The sequence below is a fragment of the Mycobacterium sp. genome, from assembly GCF_025933915.1.
In the GTDB taxonomy this organism is placed as follows: domain Bacteria; phylum Actinomycetota; class Actinomycetes; order Mycobacteriales; family Mycobacteriaceae; genus Mycobacterium.
The window spans coordinates 1-9,330 of sequence record NZ_JAICZA010000165.1 but is presented as its reverse complement, the minus strand read 5'-3'; the positions used below and the strand labels follow the sequence as shown (position 1 = coordinate 9,330).

The 9,330-nt window shown below is 69.6% G+C and carries 10 protein-coding genes and 1 pseudogene; all 11 read left to right on the top strand.

The window, feature by feature from the left end; all coding sequences use genetic code 11:
- On the top strand, positions 1-397 hold a 397-nt coding region (locus Q0W90_RS20475; RefSeq protein ID WP_297776244.1), incomplete at its 5' end, for an ACT domain-containing protein.
- Between the two features lie 15 nt (positions 398-412).
- Positions 413-1,444, top strand: a complete 1,032-nt coding sequence (locus Q0W90_RS20470) for an aspartate-semialdehyde dehydrogenase (protein ID WP_297776242.1) — start codon at positions 413-415, stop codon at positions 1,442-1,444.
- Positions 1,445-1,451: 7 nt separating this feature from the next.
- Positions 1,452-2,618: a DUF4185 domain-containing protein gene (locus Q0W90_RS20465; protein WP_297592597.1), complete on the top strand. Its 1,167-nt coding sequence runs from the start codon at positions 1,452-1,454 to the stop codon at positions 2,616-2,618.
- Positions 2,619-2,762: 144 nt separating this feature from the next.
- Positions 2,763-3,185, top strand: coding sequence for a hypothetical protein (locus Q0W90_RS20460; RefSeq protein ID WP_366895551.1), 423 nt, complete (start codon positions 2,763-2,765; stop codon positions 3,183-3,185).
- Positions 3,186-3,339: 154 nt separating this feature from the next.
- On the top strand, positions 3,340-3,867 hold the full coding sequence (locus Q0W90_RS20455) for a hypothetical protein (protein WP_297592601.1): 528 nt from the start codon (positions 3,340-3,342) through the stop codon (positions 3,865-3,867).
- Between the two features lie 31 nt (positions 3,868-3,898).
- Complete coding sequence (locus tag Q0W90_RS20450; protein ID WP_297592604.1) at positions 3,899-4,561, top strand: sensor domain-containing protein; 663 nt, start codon at positions 3,899-3,901, stop codon at positions 4,559-4,561.
- Between the two features lie 181 nt (positions 4,562-4,742).
- Positions 4,743-6,053, top strand: a complete 1,311-nt coding sequence (gene egtA / locus Q0W90_RS20445) for an ergothioneine biosynthesis glutamate--cysteine ligase EgtA (RefSeq protein WP_297592606.1) — start codon at positions 4,743-4,745, stop codon at positions 6,051-6,053.
- Between the two features lie 44 nt (positions 6,054-6,097).
- Entirely contained in the window at positions 6,098-7,414 is a 1,317-nt protein-coding gene (gene egtB / locus Q0W90_RS20440; RefSeq protein WP_297699411.1) for an ergothioneine biosynthesis protein EgtB, read from the top strand.
- Positions 7,414-8,124, top strand: coding sequence for an ergothioneine biosynthesis protein EgtC (gene egtC / locus Q0W90_RS20435; RefSeq protein WP_297592608.1), 711 nt, complete (start codon positions 7,414-7,416; stop codon positions 8,122-8,124). The genes egtB and egtC overlap by 1 nt, the downstream gene beginning before the upstream one ends.
- Entirely contained in the window at positions 8,124-9,089 is a 966-nt protein-coding gene (egtD, locus tag Q0W90_RS20430) for an L-histidine N(alpha)-methyltransferase (RefSeq protein ID WP_297592610.1), read from the top strand. Before egtC ends, egtD begins: the two co-directional genes overlap by 1 nt.
- Positions 9,086-9,330: pseudogene (locus Q0W90_RS20425) on the top strand (ergothioneine biosynthesis PLP-dependent enzyme EgtE); the annotation flags it as partial. The gene egtD and the pseudogene Q0W90_RS20425, both read left to right, overlap by 4 nt.

The following is a 9,330-nucleotide window of genomic DNA, read 5'->3' as shown; positions in this document are numbered from 1 at the left end:
CGTGAACATCGACATGGTGTTGCAGAACGTCTCCAAGGTCGAGGACGGCAAGACCGACATCACCTTCACCTGCTCGCGTGACAGTGGGCCCACCGCGGTGGCCAAGCTCGATGCGCTCAAGGACGAGATCGGGTTCAGCCAGCTGCTTTACGACGACCACATCGGCAAGGTGTCGCTGATCGGGGCCGGAATGCGCAGCCATCCCGGTGTCACCGCAACCTTCTGTGAGTCCCTCGCCGAAGTGGGCGTCAACATCGAGCTGATCTCCACCTCCGAGATCCGCATCTCGGTGCTGTGCCGCGACACCGAACTAGATAAGGCCGTCGTGGCGTTGCACGAGGCGTTCGGGCTCGGCGGCGAGGAGTCGGCGACGGTGTATGCGGGGACGGGTAGATAGATGGTTGACCATCGGGTGTCAATAGGCGTTGTAGGCGCCACCGGCCAGGTCGGCCAGGTGATGCGCAGGCTGCTCGACGAGCGGGATTTCCCGGCGACCTCGGTGCGGTTCTTCGCGTCGTCGCGCTCGCAGGGCCGCAAGCTGACCTTCCGCGGCCAGGAGATCGAGGTCGAAGACGCCGCGACGGCCGACCCGGCCGGCCTGGACATCGCGTTGTTCTCCGCCGGTAAGACGATGTCACTGGTGCAGGCGCCGCGCTTCGCCGCGGCCGGGGCGACGGTGATCGACAACTCGTCGGCCTGGCGCAAGGACCCGGACGTGCCGCTGGTGGTGTCCGAGGTGAACTTCGAGCGGGACGCGCACGTACGTCCCAAGGGCATCATCGCCAACCCGAACTGCACCACCATGGCCGCGATGCCGGTGCTCAAGGTGCTGCACGAGGAGGCCGGTCTGCAACGGCTGGTGGTGTCCAGCTATCAGGCGGTATCCGGCAGTGGGATCGCCGGGGTGGAGGAGTTGTCCACGCAGGCGCGCGCCGTCGTCGACGGCGCCGAGCAGTTGGTGCACGACGGCAGCGCGGTGCCGTTTCCGGCGCCCAAGACCTATGTGGCACCGATCGCCTTCAACGTGGTGCCGCTGGCCGGATCGCTGGTGGACGACGGCTCCGGCGAGACCGACGAGGACCAGAAGCTGCGCCACGAGAGCCGCAAGATCCTCGGCATCCCCGACCTGGCCGTCAGCGGCACCTGCGTGCGAGTGCCGGTGTTCACTGGGCACTCGTTGTCGATCAACGCCGAATTCGCCCGGCCTCTGACACCGCAGCGTGCCCGCGAGCTGCTCGACGGCGCGCCCGGCGTCAAGGTGGTCGACGTACCGACCCCGTTGGCGGCCGCCGGGGCCGACGAATCCCTGGTCGGCCGGATCCGGCGCGACCCCGGGGTGCCCGACGGGCGCGGCCTGGCCCTGTTCGTCTCGGGAGACAACCTGCGCAAGGGTGCTGCGCTGAACACCATCCAGATCGCCGAGCTGCTGGCCGCCCAGCTGTGACCCGCGGGTGAGCACCACCCACACTCGCCTGGTCACGCGGTGCTCCCTGTTTGCCGTGTCGGCAGTGTGTCTGGTTGTGCCACAATGGGTTTGGAGTATCGCGCGCGCCGATCCGCCGGCCCCGGCTCCGGAGCCGATCCTGCAGCCGCTGGCGCCCGGTCAGGTGCTGCGGATCGGGCCCAGCGCCGGTACCGGCACTCCCACAGGGGATTACGGCATCGGCGCGACCGATCTCTGTGAATTCGTGGAATTCCCCACCGAACTGCTGCAGGTCTGCGGCGACAGCTTCGCCGGTCAAGGTGTCGGCTTCGGCGGCTGGTATGCGCCGGTGGCGCTGCACGTCGACACCGCGTCCATCGACGACCCGGCCGGGGTGCGCTACACCGGTGTCACCGGGATCAGCCATCCGCTGCTGGCCGACCCCACCCCGCCGGACGCCTCGCAACTGCCCGCCGGGGTGGTGCAGATCAACCGGCGCAACTACGTGATGGTGACGACGACAAAGGACCTGGAGCCGCAGAGCTCCCGGCTGGTGACCGCCGAACCGGCACGCGCGGGCTGGCAGACGATTCCGGGCTCCAAGCGGCCGGCCTCCTATCAAGGTGGCTCGCAGACGCAGATCAGCGGATATTACGACCCGATCCCGACCCCGGATTCGCCCAGCGGGTGGGTGTACATCGTGGCCGACAGTTTCACCCGTCGAGAGCCGGTAGTCCTGTACCGCGCGACACCGCAAACGTTCACCGACCGGTCAAGGTGGCAGGGCTGGGCCGCCGGTCCGCAAGGGGGCTGGGGCAAGCCGCCGACACCGTTGTGGCCGGAGGCGGTGGGCGAGATGTGCGTCAGGCAGATCGACGGCAAGGCCGTGCTGTCCTACTTCAATGCCGTCACGGGCAACATGGAAGTCCGGGTGGCCGCCGACCCGACGTCGCTGGGCGACGCGCCGGTCACCACGGTGGTGCAGCACGACGAGTGGCCGGAGCCCGCGGAAAGCCTTCCGCCGCCCTACGACAACCGGCTCGCGCAACCGTATGGCGGCTACATCTCGCCCGGTTCCACGCTTGACGAGCTACGAATCTTCGTGAGCCAGTGGGACACTCGCGCGCGGGTGGCCGCGCCGTATCGGGTCATCCAGTTCGCGGTCAACCCGCTGCGGCCCGACTCCGATCCCTAAGTTCCGCAATGCGATTGAGCTTTTCCCGCTGGAGGCGTGAGCGGCGGCGTTGGTTCACAGCTGCTACATAACTAGTGCATAGCCGCAACTATTGTTAACGCCTTCATCATTTGTCTCATGAGTGAAACATCTGAAACCCCCACTGTGCGGCACTCCACCGCAACTGCACCGGCCGCCGCGGAAGCGGCAGCGGCCTACCGGGCCCCGCGCGTCTTCCAACTCGCCGCGTGGGTCGCCATCGTCGCCGGGATCGTGTTCATCGTCGCGGTCATCTTCTTCACCGGCTTCATCCTTGGCCACCGCGGCCATCACGGCCACCACCACCACCACAAGCACCACCACCACGCGATGATGCAGCACCGCGGTCCTGGTGGGCCCGGTGGACCGGGCGGCGTCGCGCCGGGCGGACCGAACGCCCCGGGTGCTACCACCGCGCCTGCGACTCCGTCGCCCGTGCGGCCCAGCGGCATGGCCCCGGGCCAGCTCCCCGCGTCGGTCTTCCACTCCGCGGCGGCCTCGCACGCAGCGCCGGGGCAGGCCCCGAGCATCATCGTGCTGACCAACTAGAACCCCATGCCCACGAGTGGCCCGGCGCTCTCCTCGAGCGTCGGGCCACCTGTCTTTTGCGGTAACCGCCGCCTAACCGCCGGGTCTCGATTCACAGCAATTTTGTCGCCGGGGGCCTGTTAAGGACATGGCGTGCAGGGCAATATGGCATGGCATGAGCGAGACACCCGAACCGCAAGCCGAGCCGACCCCAGCCGCCGCAGTCACTCCGCCACCGCCGCCACCGCAGCGGGTGAAGCCGCCGCGGCTCTACACGGCGGCGGCCTGGGTGGTGATCGTCGCGGGCATCGTGTTCATCATCTCGTCGGTGTTCTTCGTCGGCGCCTTCATTTGGAAGCACCACTACCACTGCCACCATCACCACGGCATGTTCCACCCGGGCGGACCCGGCGGCCCCGGACCCGGCAACGGACCGTGGCAGTACGGCGGCCCCGGCCCGGGCAACGGCCCATGGCAGTACGGGGGCCCCGGCGGTCCCGGCCCGTGGTACGGCGGACCCGGTGGTCCTGGACCCGACAATGGGCCGTGGGGACCCGGGCCCGGTGGCCCCGGGCTGATCGTTCCGATGCCCCCCGGTGGTCCGGGCGGCCCCGGCGGTCCGGTCTCTGGCCCCGGTGTCAGCGGCCCCGGTCAGCCGACGGCCGTCAGCCCCGCTCCCGGTACGCCCGCGCCGCGCCCTTAAGGGGCGCCCGGGCGCCTGGCATGATCGCTGCATGACCATGCGGGCCACGCAGGTTTACCGGGGCGTCCTCACCATCGGCTTCGCGTGGGCGGCCACGATCGCGCCTGCGGTCGCGGCCGCGCACCCGTCGGAGCCCGGCGTGGTGAACTACGCCGTCCTCGGCAAGGGGTCGGTCGGCAACATCGTCGGCGGATCCATGGGGTGGGAGTCGGTGTTCACCCGGCCGGTGCAAGGCGACTGGGTGGACCTCCCGGAATGCAACAATTGGGCGGACATCGGGCTGCCCGAGGTGTACGACGACCCCGACCTGGCGTCGTTCAACGGAGCCGTCACTCAGACGTCGGCGACCGATCAGACGCATCTGGTCAAGCAGGCCGTCGGGGTGTTCGCCACCAACGACGCCGCGGCCGGGGCATTTCATCGGGTGGTGGATCGAACGGTCGGCTGTTCGGGACAGACGACCGCGATACACCTGGACAACGGCAGCACGCAGGTGTGGTCCTTCGACGGCGGGCCGGCGGGTCCTGCCGACGCGAGTTGGACGAAGCAGGAGGCGGGCACCGACCGGCGCTGCTTCGATCAAACCAGGCTGCGTGAAAACGTGTTGCTGCAGGCGAAAGTGTGTCAGGCCGGCAACGCCGGGCCCGCGGTGAACGTGCTAGCTGGGGCGATGCAGAACGCGTTGGGTCAATAGTCGAGCGATTGGGTATCCGTCCTTGCCGTCCGCCCACGAAGCGGGGGGAAGGGAATATGTCGGGGGCGTCTGATAGATGAAGCACTAGGCGAAGTAGTGCCGGATATCGTTCGATTAGCTGCGCAGCGAAGCGGTCCGCAGGTGCATGTTGAGGCTTGGGCGGGCCCGAAGGGATCGTGATATGACGTTCGCGCCGACCACTGCGGCGGACTCGCGGTTGACCGGTGCCGGCCCTGCCCCGGAGCTGAAGATCGCCGAACTGACCGACTCGGCGGCCGTCGCGCAATACATCGCCGAGGGCTGTCTGGTGGGCGCCCCGCTGGGGCGGGTGGGTCTGGAACTGGAAGCCCATTGCCACGACCCGGCCGACCCGCAGCGCAGACCCGGCTGGGACGAAATCGCCGCGGTGCTCGACGCGCTCCCCGCCCTACCGGGCGGCAGCAGGATCACCGTGGAACCGGGCGGCGCCGTCGAACTTTCCGGCCCGCCGGCCGACGGCGTGATGCCCGCGATTGACGCGATGCGGCGGGACCAGGCCGTGCTGCAGCCGGCGTTCGCTGAGGCCGGCCTGGGCTTGGTCTTCCTCGGCGCCGACCCGCTGCGACCGCCCAAGCGCATCAACCCCGGCTCCCGGTACCGCGCCATGGAACAGTTTTTCGCCACCAGCGACTCCGGGGAGGCGGGCGCGGCGATGATGACGTCCACCGCCTCGATTCAGGTCAACGTGGACGCCGGGCCGCGCGAAGGCTGGGCGGCGCGGGTGCGGCTGGCGCATGCCTTGGGGCCCACCATGATTGCGATCACCGCTAACTCGCCGATGCTGGGTGGCGACTTCACCGGCTGGGTGTCCAGCCGGCAGCGGGTGTGGGGGCAGATGGATTCGGCGCGCTGCGGCCCCATCCTGGGTGCCAGCGGCGACGACCCGGGCACCGACTGGGCGCGCTACGCGCTCAAGGCTCCGGTGATGCTGGTACACACCCCGGACGCCGAGGCCGTCACCCATTGGGTGCCGTTTGCCGACTGGGTCGACGGCCGCGTGTTGCTCGGTGATCGCCGCCCCAGTGTCGCCGACCTCGAATACCACCTGACCACCTTGTTCCCGCCGGTCCGCCCCCGGGGGTGGCTGGAGATCCGTTATCTGGACAGCGTCCCGGACGCATTGTGGCCCGCCGTGGTGTTCACCCTGGTGGCCCTGCTCGACGACCCGGTCGCCGCCGACACCGCGGCCGAGGCCGTCGAACCGGTGGCCACCGCCTGGGACATCGCGGCGCGGCTGGGGTTGCGTGACCGACGGCTTTACGCGGCCGCCAATGCGTGCGTCGCCATCGCGGCCGAGAAGGCGCCGGCCGAAATCGGCGACGCGATGCAGCGATTGGTCCGCCTCGTCGAACAGGGCCGGTGTCCGGGCGACGATTTCGCCGACCAGGTGATCGAGCACGGCGTCGCCGCTGAGGTGTCGAGGGTGGCGCGGCTGGCGCAAGGGGGACCGTGACTACTCCCGATGATTCCGACCCGCTGCGCCCGGCTGCGCCGCGCTTGCGATCGTCATGCCGGGAGGCTCTTGCCGACCAGTTGGCGCGGACGCGGACGCGGACCTTGCGGCTGGTCGACTTCGACGATGCCGAACTGTGCCGGCAGTACGACCCGCTGATGAGCCCGTTGGTGTGGGATCTGGCCCACATCGGCCAGCAAGAAGAGCTCTGGCTGTTGCGGGGCGGCGATCCCGCCCGGCCGTCGATGTTGTCGCCGGCCGTCGAGGGGCTCTATGACGCCTTCGTGCACTCCCGCGCCAGCCGCGTCGACCTGCCGCTGCTGTCGCCGGATCAGGCGCGGGCTTATTGCCGGACCGTGCGGTCCGCGGTGCTCGACGCCCTCGACGCGCTGCCCGACGACCCGGCCGGAGACGAGGCGGCCTTCGCGTACGCGATGGTGGTCAGCCACGAAAACCAGCACGACGAAACCATGCTGCAGGCGTTGAACCTGCGCAGCGGCGCACCGCTTCTGCGGGACGTTTCGGCGCTACCACCCGCCCGGCCGGGGCTGGCCGGCACCTCGGTACTGGTGCCCGGCGGTGAATTCGTGCTCGGCGCGGATCCCGGCGGCGAACCCTTCTCGCTGGATAATGAGCGCCCGGGTCACGTCGTCGATCTGCCCGCGTTCCGGATCGGCCGGGTCCCGGTCACCAACGGTGAGTGGCGGCATTTCGTCGACGACGGCGGCTACCACCAGCCGCGGTGGTGGTCGGAGCGCGGCTGGCAGCACCGCCACGCCGCCGGCCTGAGCGCGCCGCAATTCTGGAATGCCGACGGCGCCACCCGCACCCGATTCGGCCATGTCGAAGACATCCCCGCCGACGAACCCGTCCAGCACGTCAGCTATTTCGAGGCCGAGGCGTACGCGGCCTGGGCCGGCGCGAGACTGCCCACCGAGATGGAGTGGGAGAAGGCCTGCGCGTGGGACCCGTCCGCCGGTACCCGGCGCCGGTACCCCTGGGGCGCTCAGGAGCCGTGCGCGGCGCTGGCCAACCTGGGCGGCACCGCGTTGCGGCCGGCGCCCGTCGGCGCCTACCCCGCCGGCGCTTCGGCGTGCGGGGCCGAGCAGATGCTCGGCGATGTCTGGGAGTGGACGACCTCCCCGCTGCGGCCCTGGCCGGGCTTCGTCCCGATGCTCTACGAGCGCTATTCGCAACCGTTCTTCGACGGCGATTACCGGGTGCTGCGCGGCGGATCGTGGGCCGTGGAGCCGGGCATCCTGCGGCCGAGTTTCCGCAATTGGGATCATCCGTACCGGCGCCAGATCTTCTCCGGCGTCCGGCTGGCCTGGGACGTCTCCGGCGCCGGGGACCCCGCCTGATGTGCCGGCATCTGGGGTGGCTCGGGGTCGACGTCACGGTCTCCTCGCTGGTGCTCGACCCGCCGTTCGGCCTGCGGGTGCAGTCTTATGCACCGCGCCGCCAAAAGCACTGCCTGCTGAACGCGGACGGTTGGGGTGTCGGGTTTTTCGATGCCTCCCCGGATGGCGCGGTACCGCGGCGGTGGCGCAGCCAGGCGCCGCTCTGGGGTGACGTGTCGTTCGAGTCCGTCGCGCCGGCGCTGCGCAGCCACTGCGTCGTGGCCGCCGTGCGCTCGGCGACCGTCGGCATGCCGATCGAAATCAGTGCGACGGCACCGTTCACCGACGGGCAGTGGTTGTTGTCGCACAACGGGGTTGTGGAGCGGGCCGTGTTGCCGGCGACGTCACGGGCCGAATCGGTCTGCGACAGCGCCATACTGGCGGCCGTGATCTTCGAGCGCGGTCTCGACGCGCTGGGGGACACGATCGCCGAGATCGCGGCGGCCGACCCCGGTGCCCGGCTGAACATATTGGTCGCCAATGGCTCTCGAATGCTGGCGACGACCTGGGGTGACACGCTGTCCATCCTGCGCCGCACCGACGGCGTGGTGTTGGCCAGTGAACCCTACGACAACGACTCCGACTGGGAGGACGTGCCGGACCGTCATCTCGTCGAAGTCACGGCCGACGGCGTCACGCTGACGGCGCTGGATCCTCCGAAAGGGCCTTGATGACGCTGTCGCTGTCGAACCACCTCGCCGCCGACTCGGCGTACCACGCGTTACGCCGCGATGTGCTCGACGGCCTGCAAAAGACGCCGAAGTCGTTGCCGCCCAAGTGGTTCTATGATGCCGTTGGGAGCGATCTGTTCGACCAGATCACCCGGTTGCCCGAGTACTACCCGACCCGCGCCGAGGCGGAGATCCTGCGCGCGCGGGCGGCCGAAATCGCATCGGCCAGCGAGGCCGACACCTTGGTGGAACTGGGCAGCGGAACCTCGGAAAAGACGCGGGTGCTGCTCGACGCCCTGCGTGAACGGGGCTCGCTGCGCCGGTTCGTCCCGTTCGACGTCGACGCCAGCATCCTGTCGACTGCGGCCACGGCCATCCAGCAGGAATACTCGGGGGTCGAGATCAAGGCCGTCTGCGGCGATTTCGAGGAACACCTGACCGAGATCCCGGCGGGCGGGCGACGGCTGTTCGTGTTCTTGGGCTCGACGATCGGCAACCTCACGCCCGGACCGCGGGCGGACTTCCTCACCGCGCTGTCCGCCCAGATGCGGCCCGGCGACAGCCTGCTGCTGGGCACCGACCTGATCAAGGACACCGAGCGGCTGGTGCGCGCCTACGACGACACCGCCGGGGTGACGGCGGCGTTCAACCGCAATGTGCTCGCCGTGGTCAACCGGGAACTGGAAGCGGATTTCGACGTCGACGCCTTCCGGCACGTCGCGCGGTGGAACGCGTCGGAGGAACGCATCGAGATGTGGTTGCGGGCCGAACGCCGCCAGCGGGTGCGCGTCGGTGCGCTCGAGCTGACCGCGGACTTCGAGGCGGGCGAGGAGATGCTCACCGAGGTGTCGTGCAAGTTCCACCCGGAGAAGGTGAGCGCCGAATTGGCCGCTGTCGGATTGCGCCGCATGCGGTGGTGGACCGACGGCGCAGGTGACTTCGGGTTGTCGTTGGCCGTGAAGTGACCGTCGGCGGATCGCTGGCCGATCAGTGGCGGTCGGCCCGGCCCCCGGCGGCCGGCCTGCACCTGGACAGCGCCGCCTGTTCGCGGCAGAGCCTCGCGGTGATCGAGGCCACCGCGCAGCACGCTCGCAACGAGTCCGAAGTCGGCGGGTATGTCGCGGCCGAGGCGGCCACCCCGGTGCTCGACGCCGGACGTGTCGCGTTCGCCGCGCTGAGCGGGATGACCGACGCGGAGGTGGTCTT